We start from the raw sequence: 20,587 nt of genomic DNA on the forward strand, positions 1-20,587 counted from the left end.
GGACGCGGGATCAGAGTTCGGAGTCGATGAACGCGAGGAGTTCGTCGACCGAGGCCGACTGGACCCGCGCGGACAGGTCGTCCTCGTCGGCCTGGGTGCGCTGGGCGGGGATCCGGGCCACCAGTGCCTGGAGCCGCTGGACGATCTCGGTCCGGACGTCGTCCCGGGTGTCGTCCGGCAGCTCGACGAGCGCCGCCTCCAGGCGGTCGAGTTCGGCCAGGCCGGGGGTGGACGTCGAGCCGGTGGAGTCCACGGCGGATTCCGCTTCGGCCGGGGCGAGTTCGGCGTGGAGGTGGGCCACGACCGCCAGCGGGGTCGGGCAGTTGAAGAGGAAGGTGGCGGGCAGCCGCAGACCGGCGGCGGTCTGCAGCCTGTTGCGGAGTTCCACGAGGGTGAGCGAGTCGCAGCCCATGTCCTTGAAGGGCCGGTCGGCGGGGATGCCGGCGGCGGACGACCGGCCGAGCACGGCGGCGGCCTGCACCCGGACGAGGTCGAGGAGCAGCTCCTCCCGCTCGGCCGGGCTCAGCACGGCGAGCCGGTCGCGCAGGGTCTCGGTCGCGCGGGGCGCGGCCGCGGCCGGCGAGTCCTGTGCCGGTCGCGGGGCGGCCGGGGCCAGGTCCCGCAGCACGGTGGGCAGCCGGTCGCCGAGGGCGCCGAGCGCCGCCCGGTCGATCGGCGCGGGTACGAGCGCGGGGGAGTCCACGCGCAGTGCCGCGTCGAGCAGGGCCAGGCCCTCGGCCCGGTCGATGGGCGCGAGGCCGCTGCGGGCGATCCGCACCAGGTCGGCCTCGGACAGGGTGCCGGCCATTCCGGCGGCGCCCGGCCTTCCCGCGGTGTCCGCCCACATGCCCCAGGCCATGGACAGCGCCGGGAGCCCCCGCGCCGCGCGGTGCTGGGCCAGGGCGTCCAAGTAGGCGTTGGCCGCGGCGTAGTTGCCCTGGCCGGCGCCGCCGATGACGCCCATGACGGAGGAGAAGAGGACGAAGGCCGCGAGGTCCTGGTCGGCGGTCAGCTCGTGCAGGTGCCGGGCCGCGGTGGCCTTGGCGGCGAGCACGGTGTCGAGGCGTTCGGGGGTGAGCGCCGTGACCACGCCGTCGTCGAGCACTCCGGCGGCATGGACGACGGCGGTGAGCCGTACGCCGGCCAGCAGCTTCGCGAGCGCGTCGCGGTCGCCGGTGTCACAGGCCGCGAGGACGACCTCGGCGCCCAAGCCGTTGAGCTCGGAGGCGAGTTCCTCCGCACCGGGCGCGTCGGCGCCGCGGCGGCTGACCAGGAGCAGACGGCGGGCGCCGTGCTCGGTGACCAGGTGCCGCGCGACCAGTCCGCCGAGGGCACCGGTGGCACCGGTGACCAGGACCGTGCCCTCGGGGTCGAGGGCGGCGGGCAGGGTGAGGACGACCTTGCCGACGTGGCGTGCCTGGCTGACGTACCGGAAGGCCTCCGGCGCCCGGCGGACGTCCCAGGTGCTCACCGGCAGCGGCCTCAGGGACCCCGACGACAGCAGGCCCATGACCGCCGTGAGCATCTCGCCGATCCGCTCGGCCGGCTCCTGGAGCAGGTCGAAGAAGCGGTAGTCCACCCCGGGGTGCTCGGCCGCGATCACCGCCGGGTCGCGCAGATCGGTCTTGCCCATCTCCACGAAGCGGCCGCCGCGCGGCAGCAGCCGCAGGGACGCGTCCACGAACTCGCCGGCGAGGGAGTTCAGCACGACGTCCATGCCGAGGCCCTCGGTGGCCGCGCCGAACGCGGTCTCGAATTCCAGGGTGCGGGACGACGCCAGGTGCGTCCCCTCCAGGCCCAGGTCGCGCAGGGCGTCCCACTTGCCGGGGCCCGCGGTGCCGTAGACCTCGGCACCCAGGTGCCGGGCCAGCTGGACGGCGGCCATGCCGACGCCGCCCGCGGCGGCGTGGATCAGGACGCGCTCGCCCGCGGTCAGGCCGGCGAGGTCGACCAGGGCGTGGTAGGCGGTGAGGAACACGATGGGCGCGGACGCCGCCTGGGCGTACGTCCAGTCGGCGGGCATGACGGCGACCAGCCGGTGGTCGGCGACGGCCGTCGGACCGAACGCCCCGGAGAGCAGGCCCATGACCCGGTCGCCGACGGCGAGACCGGTGACGCCGGGCCCGACCTCGGTGACCACACCGGCCCCTTCGAGGCCGAGCGGACCGGGGTCGCCGGGGTAGAGCCCCAGCGTGCCCAGGACGTCGCGGAAGTTGACGCCGGCGGCGCGCACGGCGATGCGGACCTCGCCGTCGCCCAGCGGGGCCAGGGCCTCCGGGAAGGGGTCGAGGGCCAGGTGGTCCAGGGTCCCGCGCTCGCGCACCACCATCCGCCAGGCGGCCGTGCCGGCCGGGGGGACCAGGGTGCCGCCGGCCGTCGCCGTGCCGAGCCGGGGCACGAACAGGGCCCCGTCCCGTACGGCGAGCTGCGGCTCGGCGCCGATCAGCGGAAGTGCCGTACGGCAGTCCTCCGCCGTCTCCACGTCCAGGAGTCCGACCCGCCCGGGGTTCTCGGTCTGCGCCGAGCGTGCCAGACCCCACACGGCCGCGAGGTCGGGATCAGCGTCGGCGTCCGGTGCCGTGGCCACGGCCGCCCGGGTGACGAGCACCAGGCGGGAGTCGGCGAACCGGTCGTCGGCCAGCCACTCCTGGAGCAGGCCGAGCGCGCGGTGCACCGGGAGTCCGGCGTCGGCCGTCGGACCGTCCGCGAGCGCGGTGAGCGGTGCGAGGACGACCGACGGCGCGAGCAGGCCCGCGTCGACGGCCTGTCCCAGCTCGGTGAGGTCGGCGTACCGCGGGCCGACACCCAGGTCGGCGGAGCCGAGGGCGACGGAGCGCGGGGACTCCTCCCCGTCCGCCGTGGCCGGCTTCCAGTCCAGGCGGTGGAGCGAGCGCGGGACGGCCACGTCCTCGCTCACCGGGCGCAGGACGAGCTCCTCGACCTCGGCGACGACCGCGTGGGACTCGTCGAGCAGGGTCAGGGAGACCGCGTCCGGTCCGGTGCCGTGGATCAGCACGCGGCCGGCACGGGCGCCGGGCTGGTGGACGGTCACGCCGCGCCAGGAGAAGGGCAGCAGACGACGGCCGCCGTCGTCGAGCGCGGTCATCACGATCGGGTGCAGGGCCGCGTCGAGCAGCGCCGGGTGCAGCCCGTAGGAGGCGGCGTCGGTGACGGAGGCCGGCAGGGCGACCTCGGCGACCAGGTCGGCGCCGTGCCGCCACGCGGCGCGCAGGCCCTGGAAGACCGGGCCGTAGGCGTATCCGGAGGCCGCCAGCTCCTCGTAGCAGCCGTCGACGGTCAGCGGTTCGCCCTCGCCGGCGGGCCGGGCCGCGGCGGACGCGGAGGCTCCGTCGTGCGGGGCGAGCGCGCCGGTGGCGTGCAGGGTCCACGGCTCGACGGCGCCGTCCGGCGTCTCGGTGCGGGCGTGCACGGTCACCGTCCGCTGCCCGTCGTCGCCGGGTGCGGCCACGACGACCTGCACCTCGGTGCGGCCCTCGTCGGGGAGCACCAGGGGGGCGACGAGGGTCAGCTCGGCGATCCGGGGCGTCCCGGCCTGAGAGCCCGCGCGGGCGGCGAGTTCGAGGAAGGCGGTGCCGGGCAGCAGGACCGAGCCGAGGACGGCGTGGTCGGCGAGCCAGGGGTGGGTGCGGCGGCCGAGCCGGGCGGTCAGGACGGTCTGCCCGGACTCGGCGAGCTCGACGGCGGGGCCGAGCAGCGGGTGTCCGGCCGGCCCTTCGGTGCCGTGCGCGGTGAGCCAGTAGCGCTCCCGCTGGAAGGCGTACGTGGGCAGGGCGGGCGTCCGCCCCGGGCCGAAGACGGCCTGCCAGTCGGGGCTGCGGCCGCGGACGTGCAGGGTGCCGAGCGCGGACGCCAGGGTGCGGCGCTCGGACCGGCCGCGGCGCAGCACCGGCACGAACGCCAGCGCCTCGTCGTCCAGACAGTCCTGTCCCAGGGCCGACAGCACGCCGTCGGGGCCGAGTTCGAGGAAGGTCCGCATCCCGAGCCCGTGGAGCGCGGCGAGGCCGTCGGACATCCGCACTTCCCGGCGCACCTGACGCACCCAGTAGTCGGCGGTGACCTCGACGGGCTCGCCGGTGACCGTGGACACCATCGGGACGCGCGGCTCCGCGTACCGCACCGTCGAGGTGACGGCGGCGAACGCGTCGAGCATCCCGTCCATGCGGTGGGAGTGGAAGGCGTGGCTGACGACGAGCCGGCGCGTCTTGCGGCCGGCGGCGGCGAACGTGGCGGCGACCTCCTCGACGGCCTCGACGTCGCCGGAGACGACGACGGCCAGGGGGCCGTTGACGGCGGCGATGCTCACCTCGTGCCCGCGGCCTTCGAGGAGCGGGGCGACCTCGTCCTGCGAGGCCTGGACGGCCGTCATGGCGCCGCCGGACGGCAGGGCCTGCATGAGCCGGCCGCGCGCGGTGACCAGGGCGCAGGCGTCGGGCAGGGTGATGATCCCGGCGACGTGAGCGGCGGCGAACTCGCCGATGGAGTGGCCGAGCACGGCGTCGGGGGTCAGTCCCCGGTCTTCCAGGAGCCGGAACAGCGCGACCTGGAGGGCGAAGAGGGCACACTGGGTGTTCTCGGTGCGGTCGAGCGCCTCGGCGTCGTGGAACATCACGTCGCGGATCGGCGGCGTGCCCGGCACGGAGGCGCGGCAGGCGTCGAGTTCGGCGCACACCGCGTCGAGGGCGGCGGCGAAGACCGGCTCGGACTCGTACAGCTCGCGTCCCATGCCGACGCGCTGGCTGCCCTGGCCGGTGAAGAGGTAGGCGAGACCGTCGTCGGTGCGTGCCGTGCCGACGGCCAGCGCGGAGTGCGCTTCGCCGCGGCCGAGCGCGGCCAGTGCCGCGACGGCCTCCTCGTGGTCCTCGGCGGTGACGGCCGCGCGGTGGTCGAGGGCGGTACGGGTGGTGGCCAGGGCGCGGCCGAGGTCACGGTCGGACACCCCGTCGAGGCCGTCGAGGGCGTCGACGAGCGCGGCGGCCTGGGCGCGCAGCGCCGGTTCGGTACGTCCGGACAGCACCCACAGCGGGTGGTCGCCGTCGTCCCCGGAGCCGGTCCCGGGCGTGAGGGGCCCGGCGGGGGCTTCCGCCAGGACGACGTGGGCGTTGGTGCCGCTGATGCCGAAGGAGGAGACGCCGGCGCGCCGGACCCTGCCCTCCTCGGCGGGCCACGGGCGCGGCTCGGTGAGCACCTCGACGCCACCGGCGGCCCAGTCCACCAGCTCGCTCGGCTTGCCGACGTTGAGGGAGGCGGGGAGTTCGCCGTGGCGCATCGCCATCACCATCTTGATGACGCCGCCGACACCCGCGGCGGCCTGCGCGTGTCCGAGGTTGGACTTCAGGGACCCGAGCATCAGGGGCTGACCGTCACGCTCGCTGCCGTACGTGGCGAGCAGGGCCTGCGCCTCGATGGGGTCGCCGAGGACCGTGCCCGTGCCGTGCGCCTCGACGGCGTCCACACCGGAGAAGGACACCCCGGCGTCCTGCACGGCCGCGCGGATCACGCGCTCCTGGGCGGGGCCGCTGGGGGCGGTGAGGCCGTTGGAGGCGCCGTCCTGGTTGACGGCCGTGCCCGCCACGACGGCCAGCACCTCGTGCCCGAGCCGCCGGGCGTCGGAGAGGCGCTCGACGACGAGGACGCCGACGCCCTCGGCCCAGGCGGTGCCGTCCGCGTCCGCCGAGAACGACTTGCACCGCCCGTCCGCCGCGAGCCCCCGCTGACGCGAGAACTCGACGAAGATGCCCGGCGTCGACATGACCGTCACACCGCCGGCGAGGGCGAGCGAGCACTCGCCCGACCGGATGGCGCGGACGGCGAGGTGCAGGGCGACCAGCGACGACGAGCACGCCGTGTCCACCGTCAGGGCCGGGCCCTGCAGACCGAGCGTGTAGGCGACGCGACCCGACGCCACGCTGGACGTCGTGCCCGTCAGGCCGAACCCGGCGGCACCCGCGCCCGCCTCGCCGAGCCGCGGACCGTACTCCTGGGCCATGACGCCGGCGAACACGCCCGTCTGGGTGCCGCGCAGCGAGTCGGGGGCGATCCCGGCCCGCTCCAGGGCCTCCCAGCATACCTCCAGGTAGGCGCGCTGCTGCGGGTCCATCGCCAGCGCCTCGCGCGGCGAGATCCCGAACAGCTCGGCGTCGAACTCCGCGGCGCCTTCGAGGAATCCGCCGTCGCGGACGTAGGTGGTGCCCACGTGCGCGGGGTCGGGGTGGTAGAGGCCGTCGAGGTCCCAGCCCCGGTCGGCCGGGAAGCCCGAGATGACGTCGCGCTGCTCGGCGACGACCCGCCACAGCGCCTCGGGCGAGTCCACCCCGCCCGGGAAGCGGCAGCCGATGCCGACGATCACGACGGGGTCGTCCTCGTCGGTACGGGCCTCGGGCGCCGTCCCGGCCTCCTGCGGCGCGTCGGCGAGCAGGGCGGCGAGCGCGGCGGGGCTGGGGTGGTCGTACACGACGGTGGTGGGGAGCCTGCGCCCCGTGGCGGCGACGAGCCGGTTGCGCAGCTCGACGACCATCGCCGAGTCGATGCCCGACTCCTTGAAGGTCCGCCGGGGTTCGACCTCGGCGGCGGAGTCGTAGCCGAGCACGGCGGCGGTGTGCGTCCGTACCAGCTCCAGGGCGGCCGGGCCGGTCAGCGAGCGGTCCGGCTCGGTCTCGGGGGCGACCGCGGTGTCCTCCGGGAGCACCGCGGGCCGCTGCGCCGGCGTCAGGGCCCGGGCGGCGTGGGGCTGCCCGGAGATCCAGTGGCGGCGGCGCTGGAAGGCGTACGTCGGCAGCTCGGCGCGGGTGGTGCCGGCGGGCAGGACGGCGGACCAGTCCACCTCCGCGCCGTGGCAGAACGCCTCGCCGAACGCGAGCAGCAGCCGTCGCCGTCCGCCCTCCCCGCGCCGCAGGGTGCCGAGCGCGGCGACCGGCAGGTCGGCGGCCTCCGCCGTCTGCTGGACGGCGAGCGCCAGGACGGGGTGCGGGCTCATCTCGATGAACAGCTCGTGCCCGGCGTCGAGGAGCGCCCGGACGGCGGGCTCGAACCCCACGGGCTCGCGCAGGTTGCGGTACCAGTAGTCGACGTCCAGCTCGGAGCCGTCGAGGGCGGTGCCGGTCACGGTGGAGCGCAGCGGCACGCTCCCGGCGCGCGGCGCGATCCCGGCCAGCTCGGCCGGCAGGGTGTCGCGCACGGCGTCGACGTGCGGGCTGTGCGAGGCGTAGGCGACCGGGATGCGCCGGGTGCGCACCTCCTCGCCGTACCGCGCGGCCAGGGCGTCCAGGTCGTCCCCGTCGCCGGCCACCACGGTCATGTCGGGCGAGTTGACGGCCGCCACGCTCAGACGCGGGAATCCGGCCAGGTCCTCGCGGACCCGGTCGGCGGGCAGTCCCACGGTCATCATGCCGCCGCCGAGCCCGGCGAGCGCGCCGAGGGCGGTGCTCCGCACGGCGATCAGCCGGGCGGCGTCGTCCAGGGTGAGGGCGCCGCTGACGGTGGCGGCGGCGATCTCGCCCTGCGAGTGGCCGACGACCGCGGCGGGTTCGACACCCGCCGCCCGCCACAGCGCGGCGAGTCCGACCATCACGGCCCACAGCGCGGGCTGCACGACGTCGTCGCGGTCGAGCGAGGGCGCGCCGGGGCGTCCGCGCAGCACATCGGTCAGCGACCAGTCCCGGTACGGGCGCAGCGCGCGCTCGCAGTCCTCGACGACCCGGGCGAACACGGGGGAGCCGTCGAGGAGTTCCGCGGCCATGCCGGCCCACTGCGAGCCCTGCCCGGGGAAGACGAACACCGCCTCGCGGACGGTCCGGTGGCTGCTGCCCTCGACCGTGGCCTGGGTGCCCCGGGAGTCGGCGACCGCGTCCAGGGCGGTCAGCAGCTCGTCACGGCCGGAGCCGGTCAGCACGGCGCGGTGGGTGAAGGCGGTGCGATCGTGGGCGAGGGCCCGGGCGACCTCCGCGGCGTCGAGTTCCGGACGTTCGGCGAGGTGTTCCCGGAGCCGGGCGGCCTGGGCGCGCAGGGCCTTGTCGCCGCGGCCGGAAATCACCCATGCGAGGGTGTCGGAGGCGTCCGACGCCTCTGTCTCCCGAGGCTTGTCCTCGACGGCCGGGGAGGCGTCCCCCCGCCATTCTCCGAGGACCAGATGGCAGTTCGTACCACCCATTCCGACCGATGTCACGCCCGCGAAGAGCGGTCCGTCAGAATTCGGCCACGGACCGGTTTCCGTGGCGGCGGCGATCCGCAACTCCTCGAAGGGGATCTGAGGATTGGGAGTTTGATAGTTGAGAGTGGGAACGATTTCCCGCTCTTTGAGGCAGAGAATCGTCTTGACGAGCCCCGCTATGCCCGCGGCGCCTTCGAGGTGGCCGATGTTCGTCTTGACGGATCCGAGGAGAAGCGGGTTGTCCGGAGTGCGGGACGAGGCGAATACGGCACCCAGGGCAGAGGCTTCCACGGGATCGCCGACCCGGGTGCCCGACCCGTGTATTTCGACGTACTGCGCTTGTTCCAGCGGTATCCCGGAGTTTTCCCAGGCGTCACGTATGACGCGTTCCTGGGCCTTTCCGTCGGGGGTGGGAAGGGTGTCGCTCGCGCCGTCGCTGCCGACGGCCCCACCGTGGAGCAGACAGTGGATGCGGTCCCCGTCGGCGATGGCCCGGCTGAGGAGCTTCAGCACCACCACGCCGCCGCCCTCACCCCGGACGTAGCCGTTCGCCCGGGCGTCGAGGCTGTGACATCGTCCATCGGGCGAGAGGCTGCCGAAGGCCGCCAGGGCCTGGGTGCTCTCCGGCGCGAGGTTGAGGTTGACGCCGCCGGCCAGCGCGGTCACGGACTCGCCGCGGCGCAGGCTCTCGCAGGCCAGATGCACCGCGACCAGCGACGACGACTGCGCGCTGTCGACCACCATGCTCGGTCCCTGGAGCCCGAGGACGTAGGAGACCCGGTTGGCGATGATGCCCCGGTGTAAGCCGGTCACCGTGTGCGCGGAGGTGGCTTCGGGGCCGGCCGCGTGGGTGAGGGTCGTGTAGTCGTCGGCGATCGCGCCGACGAAGACGCCGGTGGCGGTGGAGGCGAGCGAGGCCGGGAGGATGCGGGCGTCCTCCAGCGCCTCCCAGGCGAGCTCGAGCACGAGTCGCTGCTGCGGGTCCATCGCGGCGGCTTCACGCGGGGATATGCCGAAGAACTCGGCATCGAAGGTGTCGACGCGGGGCAGGAAACCGCCGGGGCGCGACGATCCGTCGTCCAGGGCGCCGAGGTGCGCGCGATCCGCGGGCGGCTCCGCTATGGCGTCACGGCCGTTCCTGAGCAGATTCCAGAATTCGGCGGGGTTCGCCCCGCCGGGAAAACGGCAGGAAAGCCCGACGACGGCGACGGTCCGGTCGTCCATCTGATCGGGCGTCAGGCTTCCCGTGTCGTTTTGTGGTGCTGCCGCCTCAATCTGGGCATGGCGGATCATGGTGTTCTGCTCCCCCCGTGAAGCACGATCAACGGCGTTGCCGACTCGGCGGCCCTGCCATTCTCAATCTCGTTTTGGACCCTAGCACCGAGGGGGCGCTCCGTAAACCAATGGCCAGAGCGGGGGGTTGGCACGCAAAATGAATGTGATGGGTAATCAAAGAAACGCTTTGAGGTCTTCCCCGGGGGAGTTGTTTCACGCCATGTTCACGGACAGCCGAAGCCTCCCGGCCCGGTGACGCCACCTCCGGAAGGAGGGGGGACGTCGGACCGGGGCAGGAGGCAGGGGCCCTACTTGGCCTTCGCCGCCGAGTGCTCGGCCTTGGTCAGCGTGCAGACGCCGTCCACGCACTGACGCTCCAGGCGGCCCCGCGAGATGGTCTGCACCAGGCCGACCATCCAGCAGGTGGGGCAGCCGCGGAAGGCGATGAGGGCCAGCGGGGCCGCCAGCAGGGTGGCCGGGCCGGCGACGGGCACCATCGCGATCGAACCGATGATGAGGCCGAAGCCGATGACGCCGCGCGCCAGGTGGCGCGGGACGGACTTGCTGGCGAAGTTCGGCGCCGCGGACGGGGCGGCGACCGTGACCGGTGCGATGACCGGGGACTTCGTGCCCTCGGGGGGCTTCACGATGTTCACGGTGTTCATGGGCGTGAGTCTCCTTCGACTGGTCGGTCGATGGCTTGATCTGGTGCCTGGTCGGTCGCTTCCAGCGCGTGACGCAGCGCCGCGCGTGCTCTGTGCAGCCGTGACTTCATCGCGGCGGTGCTCAGGCCGAGCGTGTGGGCGACGGTCTTGCCCGGCAGGCCCTGCACGTCCCGCATGATCAGGACCTGCCGCTGCTCACGGGGAAGGGCGCTGACCGCGGCCGCGATCCGCTCCACCTCCAGCCGGTACAGCACGGCCTCCTCGGCGGACCGCTCCGCCCATGCCTCCGGCTCGGCCGAGTGCTCCTCGCGCATGGCGATGAGCAGCCGCACCTGCCGGAGGCATTCGTTGCGGACGATCCGGAACATCCACGAGGCGAGCGCGCCGGTGGCCCGCAAGGTGCCGATCTTCCGGTAGAGGATGATCAGCGCCTCTTGTGCCGCGTCCTCCGCGTCCTGCGGCGAGGCGCACAGGGATATGGCGAACTTGCGCACATGCGGCTGCGATTCCATGACGACGGTGGTGAGCGACGTGACGTCGCCGTCCTGAGCGGCCTTGATCAGCCGCTCGTCGGGCCAGGGGAAGCGTTGGTTCATGTGCTACTCATACCGGAAGGCGCCCCGCGCACAGGCGCTGGTCAGGTGCGGCTCTTGTTGAAGCGTCGCATCAGGTGCCAGCTGCACGCACCCACGAGCACGACGCCGACCACGATGATGGCAGTCCACATAGTTGCTGTTCCCTCCGTGTTCCTCCGGCCCGTTCGGCCGGTACACACATAAGAGACGGGGAGGTGCCGAGAGGATTCGCCTTCCTCCGAAGTTTTTTCCGAACCGGTCCGGGGCGCCCGCTACCGGCCGCGGAGGAGGTCGCCGACAGCCGCCAGACCCGCGGTGATGGCACGCTCGCCGACGTTGCCGAAGCCCAGGACCAGCCGCACCGGCCCCGGCGCGTGCGCGGCGCGGCAGGCGCTCATGCCGTAGAGGCCCACGGACCGGGCGCGGGCGGCGGCGACGAGGGCCCCCTCGTCGGTCGGCCCGGCGAGACGGGCGACCGCGTGGAAGCCCGCCGCGAGACCGGTCACCCCGGCGCCGGGGGCGTGCTCGGCGAGGGCGGCCACCAGGACCGAGCGCCGTGCCGCGTAGGTCGCCCGCATCCGTCGCAGGTGCCGGTCGAAGCGCCCGGACTCGATCAGCGTCGCGAGGGCGAGCTGATCGAGGGTGGGCGAGCCGCGGTCGCTCAGCTGCTTCTGCTCGACGATCGCCCCGGTGAGCGCGGCCGGACACAGCATCCATCCGATGCGCAGCGCCGGCGCGAGGGACTTGCTCACGGTGCCCAGCGAGATCACGCGGTCCGCGGCGAGCCCCTGCAGGGCGCCCACCGGGCCGCGGTCGTAACGGAACTCGGCGTCGTAGTCGTCCTCGACGATCACCGCGTCCCGGCTCCTGGCCCACTCGATCAGCGCGAGCCGGCGCTCGGGCGCCAGGGCGACACCGGTGGGCCACTGGTGCGCGGGGGTCACGACGACGGCGCGGGCGTCGGTCGCGGCGAGCGCCCGCACGTCGATGCCGAACTCGTCCACCGGTACGGGGACCGCCGACATGCCCGCCCGGGACGCGGCCGAGGAGACGGTGGCCGGTGAGCCGGGGTCCTCGTACGCCACCGTGCGGACACCCGCCCCGGCCAGGGCGCGCAGGGCCAGCCCGAGGCCCTGCGCGTAACCGGTGCAGACCACGATCCGTTCCGGATCCGCCGTGGCGGCGCGCACCCGCCGCAGATATCCGGCGAGGACCTCGCGGAGCTCCGCGCTGCCGCGTGGATCCCCGTACCCCAGCGCCGACTTCGGCATGGCGCGCGCCGCCTCGCGGGTCGCCCACAGCCAGTCCGCGAGGGGGAATCCGCTCAGGTCCGGGACGCCCCAGGTGAAGTCGGCCAGGAGCGGCGAGGGGACCGGCGGTGCCGGCGCGGTCGCCGGCGGCGGCGCCGCGCCGCCGGCGACCCGGGTGGCGGAGCCGACGCGGGTCACGAGGTAGCCCTCGGCCTGGAGTTGGGCGTAGCACTCCTGCACGAGGCCGCGGGAGACCCCGAGCATCCGGGCGAGTTCGCGGGAGGACGGCAGACGTTCGCCCACCCGCAGCCGCCCGGTCCGGACGGCGTCCCGCAGCCGGAGCTCCAGCTGGGTCCGCAGCGGCTCGCCGCTGTCCCGGTCGACGACCAACAGCAGCTCGGGCGAGAGACCGGACCACTCCAGAGGCATGGAATCGGATCTTACTGAGGACCAGCCCGGCGCCCTAGCGTCACCCGGGTGACCAAGATGCTCAACTCCCAAGCGGAGGGCGCCGCTTCACGGCCGCCCCTGGTGACGCGGCCCCTGCTGCTGCGCTTCGTCTCGATCATCGGCGCCTCGACGAGCTTCTACCTGCTCCTGTCGGTCGTCCCCCTCTACGCCGAGGCGACCGGAGGAGGCCGCGGAAACGCCGCCGGGCTCACCACGGGCGCGCTGATGCTGGCCACGGTCGGAGGCGAGCTGGCCACCCCCCGGCTCGTCGCCCGCTTCGGCTACCGCCTCGTCCTGGGGGCGGGACTCCTCCTCCTCGGCGCGCCCGCCTTCGCGCTCACCGCCTCCGGCGGGGCGGCCTGGATCACGGCGGTCTGCCTCCTGCGCGGGCTGGGCTTCGCCTTCACGGTCGTCGCGGGCGGCGCCCTGACGGCCTCGCTCATCCCGTCCGAGCGCCGTGGGGAGGGCCTGGCGCTCGTCGGCATCGTGACCGGGATCCCCTCACTGGTGGCGCTCCCGCTCGGCGTGTGGCTGGTGGCGCACGTGGGGTACGGGCCGGTGTTCGCCGCCGGGGCCGTGGCCGCGCTGGCCGCCGTCGTCTCGGTGCCCGGCCTGCCGGACCGTGAGGCGGACCAGGGCCCGAGCGGCGACGCGGACCAGGGCCCGGACGGCGACGCGGACCGGGGTCCGGGCGGCGACGGGGACCGGGGTGCGGACGGCGACGGGGACCGGGGTGCGGACGGCGACGGGGACCGGGGTGCGGACGGCGATCCGGGGCCGGGGCGGCCGATCGGGGTGACGGCGGGGTTCCGTACGCCCGCGCTGTCACGGCCCGTCCTCGTCTTCTCCGTCACCGCGCTCGCCGCCGGCATCCTCGTCACCTTCCTCCCCCTCGCCGTGCCGTCGGCCTCCGGGGGCGTCGTCGCCACGGCCCTGTTCGCCCAGACCGCGGCGGCGACCGGCGCCCGCTGGGTCGCCGGCCGGCACGGCGACCGGCACGGGCCGGCCGCGCTCCTCGTCCCCGGCCTCGTCGTCGCGGCCGCGGGAACGCTGCTCACCTCCCTCACCCACAGTCCGGTCGCCGTCGTCATCGGCGTGGCCCTGTTCGGGGTCGGCTTCGGCGTCACGCAGAACACCACCCTGACGCTGATGTACGCGCGCGTCCCCGTCTCCGGTTACGGAACGGTCAGCGCCCTGTGGAACTTCGCCTTCGACGCGGGCATGGGCGTCGGGGCCGTCGGCTTCGGCTTCCTCGCGGGCCGGACCGGCTATCCGTGGGCGTTCGTCCTCACCGCCGTCCTGATGCTCACGGCCCTCGTCCCGGCCCGGCGCGACCGCCGCGCGGAGGGCCCGCGCGGGACGTGATCACATGTGCGGCTGGCCGTAGTACCGGGCGAACTGCTCCAGATAACCGGGCTCACCGCCCTGCTTCGCCTCGTCGAAGTCGGGGGCCGCCTTGATCTGCTCCTTCGTGCGGTCCACGTAGACCTTCTCCTCGGCCGTGTCGATCAGCTCGATCGTCCCGGCCGGGAGCAGCACCCGCCGGCCGAAGATCCAGGCTCCGACGTCGACGACCAGGTAGGACGAGCCGACGTCCTCGGAGTGTCTGTCGATCTTCCCGATGGTGCCGTCCGTGGCCTCGACCTTGTAGCCGACGAGGTCGGCGCCCTGCCGGTACCCCGTGTTCGGGCGGTAGTTCCAGATGTCGAACTCGCTCATGACGGCACCCCTCTCCGTCACCATCCTCCCGTGGCCCACCGGCGCGCGCACGTCGTCACCCGCGGGGCCCGGACGGGTGGGGCGGTCCCCCGTTCGGCCCCCGGCGCTTGCCGCGGCCGACCGCGGCGTCAGGCTGAAAGAGTGAGAGCCCCTCCGTTCCTGCGAGTCCCCCCGCCTCCGCGGGTCCCCCCCTTCCCGGGAGCCGCTCCACTCCGGCGGGCCCCCGCGCTCCGGCGGATGCCCGCGCTCCGGCGGGTGCCGCTGCTCCTCGGAGTGGCGGCGGCCGTGGTCGCCCTGTCCGCCTGCGGCGCGTCGCAGGCACGCCGGGACGGGGCGACCCGGGCGGGCCGGTTCTTCGAGGAGTCCCTCGGGTCGGGGAACTTCCGGGTGGCCTGCGAGCTCCTCGCTCCCGAGAGCCGTGACCAGCTCGAAGAGGAGGAGAAGAAGCCCTGCGCGCAGGCCCTGGCCTCGCAGGACCTGCCGCGGGGCGGGGGAGTGCGGGGCGTGGACGTCCACGGCAGACAGGCGCTGCTCCGCCTCCACGGCGACACGCTGTTCCTCTCGCAGTTCGACGAGGGGTGGCGGGTCACCGCCGCCGGATGCGCGCCCGAGCCGGGCGACACGCCGTACAGCTGTGTACTGAAGGGGGCATGACGTGAAGACCCTGTTCGTGGCGTGCGTGGTGACCATCGTGGGCGGCCTCGCCTACTTCACCGCGATCGGGGTGATGCAGCGGTGACGGCCGACGGCTCCCGGGAGCGCGGCTTCTGGCGGTCGAACAGCCTCACCCTCTGTTTCGGGGCGGCCTTCCTGATCGTCCTGGGCGCCCAGGCGGTCTCCGGGCGCGCGGAGTTCAACGAACAGCTCGCCGTCCAGGGACTCCAGCAGATCGGCCTCGGCGACTACCTGATGTCCTCGGACTTCGCCGTCGACGTCACCGAGAACTGGCAGTCGGAGTTCCTGCAGTTCTTCCTCTACATCTTCGGCACGGTCTATCTGCTCCAGCGTGGCTCGCCGGAGTCCAAGGAGCTGCACAAGGCGGGTACGGAGAGCGAGCGGGACCAGCGCATGGGTGACCACGCGCGGCCGGACTCGCCCCGCTGGGCGGCCACGAAGGACTGGCGGCAGGCCGTGTACTCGCGGTCGCTGGGGCTCGTCATGGCCGTCTTCTTCCTGCTGTCCTGGCTGGCCCAGTCGGTCTCCGGCGCGGCCGCCTTCAACGAGCTGCGGCTGCGGCAGCTCCAGGCCCCCGTCTCCTGGGCCTCCTACCTCGCCTCCGCCGACTTCTGGAACCGGTCCCTGCAGAACTGGCAGTCGGAGCTCCTGGCCGTGGCGTCGATGGCCATCCTCTCCGTCTACCTCCGCCAGCGCGGTTCACCCGAGTCCAAGCCCGTCGGCGCCTCGCACGGGGCCACCGGCGTCGAGGGCTGACGCCGGCGCCGGGCGGCCCCGCTGGTTGCCGGCGCGGGGCGGTCCTACCGTGGAGGGATGGTCTCCCGTCCCGCCGGGCGATGGCCCCGGGCCGGGCGGACGCGGAGGGCGATCCGCCGCTTCCGGGCCGGGCACCGGTGGGCGCCGGCCAGGGACCTCGGGCTGTGGCAGCGCTCGCTGGGGTTCGCGGCGCTCGCCTTCCTCACGCTGGTGCCGCTCCTGATCGTCGTGTCGGCGGCGGGTGCGGGCAGCGGGAAGGGGTTCGCGCAGTGGCTCGGTGACGGCATCGGGGTCTCGGACGCCGCCCGGGCGGAGATCGAGCGGCTGTTCGCGCTGCCGGGCCAGGTGCGGCGGACCACGACGGCGTTCGGCCTCGCCCTGCTCACCGTCTTCGGCATCACGTTCGGCACGGCGGTGCAGAGCGGGTACGAGAGGGTCTGGGACCTCCCTCCGGCCCACTGGAGGACCCGATGGCGGCACGTGCTGTGGCTCGCCGTGCTCATCGGGGTCCTCCACCTCTTCGCGGTCTTCCCGTTCTGGCAGGGCACCCCGGTGAGCGAGGCCGTCACGCTGCTGATCGGCACGCTGTTCTTCTGGTGGTCGCAGCGGCTGCTGCTCGACGGGCGCGTCCCGTGGGCGGCCCTGCTGCCGGGGGCGGTGTGCACCACGCTCGGACTGCTCGGCCTGAGGGTCTTCTCCCAGCTCGTCTTCTCCCCGCTGATCGCCTCCAGCGCCGTCACGTACGGCCCGTTCGGCGCGTTCCTCGTCATCCAGACCTGGCTCGTCGCGGTGGGCGTCGTGGTGTTCGGGGGCGCGCTCACGGGCCGCCTGGCCGACGGGGAGCTGTCCCGCCTGACACGCGCGCGGAAACGGCGGTGACGGCCGGGCGTCCGCCCTCGGAGTCGTAAATCCCTTGTGCGTGAGGGTGGTTGACGAAAGGTCTGGACCAACTTACGGTCTCCTGGAGCGCGCGCCACGTCCAGGACCCCCCACGTCCCCAGGAGTACGCATGCCAGGCCTCCGGATCACCCGTGTCCTCGGAGCGGGGCTCGCCACCCTGCTCGCCGCCGCGGTCCTCGCGGGCCCCGCCGCCGCCGAAGGCGCGAAACCCGCCCCCTCCCCGTCGTCCGCCGCCGACACCTGCGCCCTCAAGCCGAAGCCCGCCGGGAAGGTGCTCCAGGGATACTGGGAGAACTGGGACGGCTCCGCCAACGGCGTCCACCCGCCGTTCGGCTGGGCACCCATCGACGACCCGCGTTTCGCCGCCCACGGCTACAACGTCGTCAACGCCGCGTTCCCCGTCATCCGCTCGGACGGGACCGTGCTGTGGGAGGACGGCATGGACAGCACCGTCCGCGTCGCCACCCCGGCCGAGATGTGCCGTGCCAAGGCGGCCGGGGCGACGATCCTGCTGTCGATCGGGGGCGCCGCCGCCGGGATCGACCTGAGCTCCCGCGCCGTCGCCGACCGCTTCGTCGAGACCGTCGTGCCCCTCCTGAAGACGTACAACTTCGACGGGATCGACATCGACATCGAGACCGGTCTCGTCGGCAGCGGCAGCATCGGCACCCTGTCCGCCTCGCAGGCCAACCTGGTGCGCATCATCGACGGCGTCCTGGCCCGCATGCCCGCGGGCTTCGGGCTGACGATGGCGCCGGAGACCGCGTACGTCACCGGCGGCAGTGTGGCCTACGGTTCGATCTGGGGCGCGTACCTGCCGATCGTCAAGAAGTACGCGGACAACGGCCGCCTGTGGTGGCTGAACATGCAGTACTACAACGGCAGCATGTACGGATGCTCCGGCGACTCCTACTCCGCCGGCACGGTCGCCGGGTTCGTCGCCCAGACCGACTGCCTGAACCGCGGACTGGTCGTCCAGGGCACCACCATCAGGGTCCCGTACGACAAGCAGGTCCCCGGCCTCCCGGCCCAGCCGGGCGCCGGCGGCGGACACATGACGCCGTCGGCGGTCGCCCAGGCCTGGAACCACTACGGCGGCTCGCTCAAGGGCCTGATGACCTGGTCGGCCAACTGGGACGGCTCGAAGGGCTGGACCTTCGGCGACAACGTGAAGGCGCTCCAGGGGCGCTGATCCGCGCCGACCCCTCGCCTGTTACCCACTGGTAGGCAATGATGGTGGGCGACCATCCACACGGCCGGGGGCTGAGGCAGCGGTGACGACTTTCGACGAGAAGACCAGGGTGCACGCCTTCCGGGACGACGCCCTGGGGGAACACGACGCCGTCGGACTCGCCGAGGCGATCCGCCGCGGCGAGGTCGGCGCCGCCGAGGCCGCCCGGGACGCGGCCGAGCGGGTACGGACCGTCGAGGAACGGCTCCACGCCGTCCAGACGCACGTCGACGCCCCCGCGCCCGGTGCCCCGGCCGACGGCGCCTTCGCGGGCGTCCCGACCTTCGTCAAGGACAACACCGACCACCGGGGGCTGCCCACCGGCCACGGCAGCGCGGCCTTCACCCCGGGTCCGGCACGACGGCACGCGCCCTTCGCCCGGCAGTTCCTGAGCACCGGCGTCACGGTGCTCGGCAAGACCAGGCTGCCCGAGTTCGGCTTCAGCCCCACCACGGAGTACGAGACCGCCGAGCCCGTCCGCAACCCCTGGAACACCGGCCACTCCGCGGGCGGCTCCTCGGGCGGCAGCGCGGCCCTCGTCGCCGCCGGAGCGGTGCCGATCGCCCACGCCAACGACGGCGGCGGCTCCATCCGGATCCCCGCCGCCGCCTGCGGGCTCGTCGGCCTCAAGCCCACCCGGGGCAGGGTCGTGCCCAACGACCAGAGCCGCCGACTGCCCCTGGACCTCGTCGCCGACGGCATCGTGAGCCGCTCCGTACGGGACAGTGCCGCGTTCCTCGCCGCCGCCGAGACGTACTGGCGCAACCCGAAGCTGCCGCCCCTCGGCCTGGTCGAGGGTCCCTCCGGACGACGGCTGCGCATCGGATTCCTGCTGGACTCGCCGAACGGCGTCACCTCCGACACCGTCACCCGGGAGGCCGTCACGGAGACGGCGACGAGGCTCGAACGCCTCGGCCACGGCGTGGAACCCGTCGAGATGGCCATCGACCCCCGCTTCACCGAGGACTTCCTCACCTACTGGGGGATGCTGTCGTTCCTCCTCGGCGCCACCGGCCGGACCCTCGGCACGGACTTCGACCGCCACCGCATGGACGGCCTCAGCCGCGGCCTGCGCGCCGCCTACCTGGAGAACTGGCGGCGCACCCCGGGCGTGCTGCGGAGGCTGAAGCACACGAAGGCGGCGTACGCGGCGGCGTTCCGCGGACTCGACCTCCTCCTCACCCCCGTCCTCGCCCACCCGGCGCCGCCGATCGGCCACCTCGCCCCGACCGTCCCGTACGCGACGCTGATCGAGCGGATCCTCCAGTACGTCGCGTTCACCCCGGTCGACAACGTCGTCGGCACCCCGTCGATCTCGCTCCCCAGCACCCGGACGACGGAGGACGGACTGCCCGTCGGCGTCATGTTCTCCGGCCGCCCCGGCAGCGAACGGACCCTTCTGGACGTGGCGTTCACCCTGGAGGCGGACCACCCGTTCCGCCGGATCCAGGACACGGCCTAGTCCTGACGGACGACCCGCTCGGCGAGGCGCGCCATGGCGCGCTCCAGCTCCCGGCGCGCCCCGAACGGGACCAGCGCGGCGCGCCCCGGGACGCGGACGCCGCCGGTGAGCGCCACCCGGGTCCGGCCGCCCTCGTCCACCGCCGCCATCCCGATGACCAGGAACCGGCTCTGCAGCCAGCACCAGCCCGGCCGCAGCACCCCGTGGAAACGGGCCCGCAGACCGTAACGGCTGCGGGCGAGGGCCTCCACCCGGTCGCCGTCCCTGCGCAGCACCCGCACCGACCGCATGTCGGGCTGGAACTCCCCGAAGCCGCCCTCCAGGTCACCCATGACGCCCCACACCACGGCGAGCGGCGCGGGCAGCACCCGCTCCACGACCCGCGCGCCCCGGACGCCGGCGCCCATGACCCGAAGCCGCCGCACGTCGTCGATCATCGCCCCGTCGCCGTTCACGCGGACCACGCCCTTCGGAAGCTCTGCCGTGCCCGGTGCAACCGGGACTTCGCGGTGCCGGCCGGCACCCCGAGGAGCGCCGCCGCGGCCTCCTCGTCCATCCCCTCGACGTCCCGCAGCACGAGCACCGCCCGGTGCGCGGGCGACAGCCGGGCCAGGACGTCGTCGATGTCGGCGGCCAGCTGCGGATCGCCCCGCTCCGGCACGTCCGGGAGCTCCGCGGGCCGCGCCCGCGCCGCCCGCCCGGCGACCCGCACCGCCTCCCGTACGGAGATCGCCCGCACCCACCCGTACAGTGCCTCGGGCTCCCGCAGCGACCGCAGCGAGGTGAAGACGGCGACCAGGGCCTCCTGGGTGGCGTCCGGTCCGTCGTCCAGGGCGATGGGCCGGCAGATCCGGGCGATGTACGGGGTGAGGTGGTCGAGCAGGTCGTGCAGGGCCAGGGTGTCCCCGCGCCGGGCGGCCCGGACCAGCGCGACGCCCCGGTCGACGGGACCGGCGGCCTCAGCGGGCGGCACGCAGGGCCGTCCAGCCGACGACCAGGCTCAGCGGCGTGTACAGCAGCGCGTTCAGCCAGGGGAAGGCCGCCCCGGAGCCGTCCCGGCCGACCACGATCCACACCAGACCGGCCGCGCCGCGCAGCAGCATCCCGCAGGCCACGGCGTACGTGACGAGACGCGGGACCCGGCGGCCGCGCACCCCGCGCGCGTGCGCGGCCACGGCGACCGCGGCGCACCCTTCGAGGGCGGCCAGCGGCAGCACCACCGCGGGTCCGAAGGACACCACGCTGCCGAGCACGGCGAGCGAGAGCCCCCGCCCGTCGGCGGCCGGCCAGGTCAGTCCGGTCGCCCAGTAGACGTGCGCCAGCGCGAGGACGGCGAGCAGCACGGCGACGGCACGCCCGCCGGCCGCCGCACGAGGCCGCTGGATGTCGATGACCGCCATGGGGTCCCCTCCGTATCGGAATGGTGAACGAGCCCTGATCCGGCGCCACGGGACGCCGACAC

At 74.2% G+C, this 20,587-nt stretch carries 14 protein-coding genes; 6 read left to right on the top strand and 8 right to left on the bottom strand.

The window, feature by feature from the left end; translation table 11 throughout:
* Positions 1 to 10: 10 nt before the first annotated feature.
* From ACFYUZ_RS22735 to ACFYUZ_RS22750, 4 genes are all read right to left on the bottom strand, one after another.
* Positions 11 to 9,391, bottom strand: a complete 9,381-nt coding sequence (locus ACFYUZ_RS22735; protein WP_389311979.1) for a type I polyketide synthase — start codon at positions 9,389 to 9,391, stop codon at positions 11 to 13.
* Positions 9,392 to 9,750: 359 nt separating this feature from the next.
* Positions 9,751 to 10,107, bottom strand: coding sequence for a hypothetical protein (locus ACFYUZ_RS22740; RefSeq protein WP_389311981.1), 357 nt, complete (start codon positions 10,105 to 10,107; stop codon positions 9,751 to 9,753).
* Positions 10,104 to 10,703, bottom strand: coding sequence for an RNA polymerase sigma factor (locus ACFYUZ_RS22745; RefSeq protein ID WP_389311983.1), 600 nt, complete (start codon positions 10,701 to 10,703; stop codon positions 10,104 to 10,106). The genes ACFYUZ_RS22740 and ACFYUZ_RS22745 overlap by 4 nt, the downstream gene beginning before the upstream one ends.
* Positions 10,704 to 10,954: 251 nt before the next feature.
* The gene (locus ACFYUZ_RS22750; RefSeq protein WP_389311985.1) at positions 10,955 to 12,361 is read right to left on the bottom strand and encodes a PLP-dependent aminotransferase family protein; all 1,407 of its coding nucleotides are present in this window, start codon (positions 12,359 to 12,361) and stop codon (positions 10,955 to 10,957) included.
* Between the two features lie 57 nt (positions 12,362 to 12,418).
* Between ACFYUZ_RS22750 and ACFYUZ_RS22755 the strand changes: the two genes are divergently transcribed.
* Positions 12,419 to 13,747: an MFS transporter gene (locus tag ACFYUZ_RS22755; RefSeq protein ID WP_389312190.1), complete on the top strand. Its 1,329-nt coding sequence runs from the start codon at positions 12,419 to 12,421 to the stop codon at positions 13,745 to 13,747.
* Here the strand turns inward: ACFYUZ_RS22755 and ACFYUZ_RS22760 are convergent, their stop codons facing one another.
* Positions 13,748 to 14,101 (bottom strand): PRC-barrel domain-containing protein, encoded by a 354-nt coding sequence (locus ACFYUZ_RS22760; protein ID WP_389311987.1) that lies wholly within the window; start codon positions 14,099 to 14,101, stop codon positions 13,748 to 13,750.
* A gap of 237 nt (positions 14,102 to 14,338) precedes the next feature.
* Between ACFYUZ_RS22760 and ACFYUZ_RS22765 the strand changes: the two genes are divergently transcribed.
* From ACFYUZ_RS22765 to ACFYUZ_RS22785, 5 genes are all read left to right on the top strand, one after another.
* Positions 14,339 to 14,755, top strand: coding sequence for a hypothetical protein (locus tag ACFYUZ_RS22765; protein ID WP_389311989.1), 417 nt, complete (start codon positions 14,339 to 14,341; stop codon positions 14,753 to 14,755).
* Between the two features lie 81 nt (positions 14,756 to 14,836).
* A complete protein-coding gene (locus ACFYUZ_RS22770; protein ID WP_389311991.1) occupies positions 14,837 to 15,532 on the top strand; it encodes a DUF6766 family protein in 696 nt (231 codons plus the stop codon).
* A 57-nt stretch (positions 15,533 to 15,589) separates the two neighbouring features.
* Positions 15,590 to 16,411 (top strand): YhjD/YihY/BrkB family envelope integrity protein, encoded by an 822-nt coding sequence (locus tag ACFYUZ_RS22775; RefSeq protein WP_389311993.1) that lies wholly within the window; start codon positions 15,590 to 15,592, stop codon positions 16,409 to 16,411.
* Positions 16,412 to 16,541: 130 nt separating this feature from the next.
* Positions 16,542 to 17,624 carry a chitinase gene (locus ACFYUZ_RS22780; protein ID WP_389311995.1) on the top strand — a complete coding sequence of 361 codons (1,083 nt, stop codon included), beginning with the start codon at positions 16,542 to 16,544 and terminating at the stop codon, positions 17,622 to 17,624.
* A gap of 82 nt (positions 17,625 to 17,706) precedes the next feature.
* Positions 17,707 to 19,125, top strand: coding sequence for an amidase (locus ACFYUZ_RS22785; RefSeq protein WP_389311997.1), 1,419 nt, complete (start codon positions 17,707 to 17,709; stop codon positions 19,123 to 19,125).
* Here ACFYUZ_RS22785 and ACFYUZ_RS22790 read toward each other — a convergent pair.
* From ACFYUZ_RS22790 to ACFYUZ_RS22800, 3 genes are read right to left on the bottom strand one after another with little or no spacing between them, the layout of a single operon-like run.
* Complete coding sequence (locus tag ACFYUZ_RS22790; RefSeq protein ID WP_389311999.1) at positions 19,122 to 19,580, bottom strand: hypothetical protein; 459 nt, start codon at positions 19,578 to 19,580, stop codon at positions 19,122 to 19,124. The two genes, ACFYUZ_RS22785 and ACFYUZ_RS22790, sit on opposite strands and share 4 nt — an antisense overlap.
* Positions 19,577 to 20,098, bottom strand: coding sequence for an RNA polymerase sigma factor (locus ACFYUZ_RS22795; RefSeq protein WP_389312001.1), 522 nt, complete (start codon positions 20,096 to 20,098; stop codon positions 19,577 to 19,579). Before ACFYUZ_RS22795 ends, ACFYUZ_RS22790 begins: the two co-directional genes overlap by 4 nt.
* A complete protein-coding gene (locus ACFYUZ_RS22800) occupies positions 20,085 to 20,525 on the bottom strand; it encodes a DUF3995 domain-containing protein (protein ID WP_389312003.1) in 441 nt (146 codons plus the stop codon). The genes ACFYUZ_RS22795 and ACFYUZ_RS22800 overlap by 14 nt, the downstream gene beginning before the upstream one ends.
* Between the last annotated feature and the right edge of the window lie 62 nt (positions 20,526 to 20,587).

The organism is Streptomyces sp. NPDC004266, assembly GCF_042874095.1.
Taxonomy (GTDB): Bacteria; Actinomycetota; Actinomycetes; order Streptomycetales; family Streptomycetaceae; genus Streptomyces.